The 297-nt window shown below is 50.8% G+C and carries 2 tRNA genes; both read right to left on the bottom strand.

Annotation, left to right across the window (positions count from 1 at the left end):
• Window positions 1-136: 136 nt before the first annotated feature.
• A tRNA-Thr gene (locus FN960_RS21280) sits at window positions 137-212 on the bottom strand.
• A 9-nt stretch (window positions 213-221) separates the two neighbouring features.
• A tRNA-Phe gene (locus FN960_RS21285) sits at window positions 222-297 on the bottom strand.

The raw sequence follows: 297 nt of genomic DNA on the forward strand, positions 1-297 counted from the left end.
GGGGCAGATTCGAACTGCCGAACCCGTAGGGAGCGGATTTACAGTCCGCCGCGTTTAGCCACTTCGCTACCCCTCCAAAACACTAACAATGATACACAAAAGCAATCTGTTAGTCAACAGCCACCAATAAAATTAGTGGTGCCGGCCAGAGGACTTGAACCCCCAACCTACTGATTACAAGTCAGTTGCTCTACCAATTGAGCTAGGCCGGCTCAAAAAGATGGTGGCTCAGGACAGAATCGAACTGCCGACACACGGATTTTCAGTCCGTTGCTCTACCAACTGAGCTACTGAGCC

The sequence above is a fragment of the Alkalicoccobacillus porphyridii genome (assembly GCF_007293315.1).
Lineage (GTDB): Bacteria > Bacillota > Bacilli > Bacillales > Bacillaceae_D > Alkalicoccobacillus > Alkalicoccobacillus porphyridii.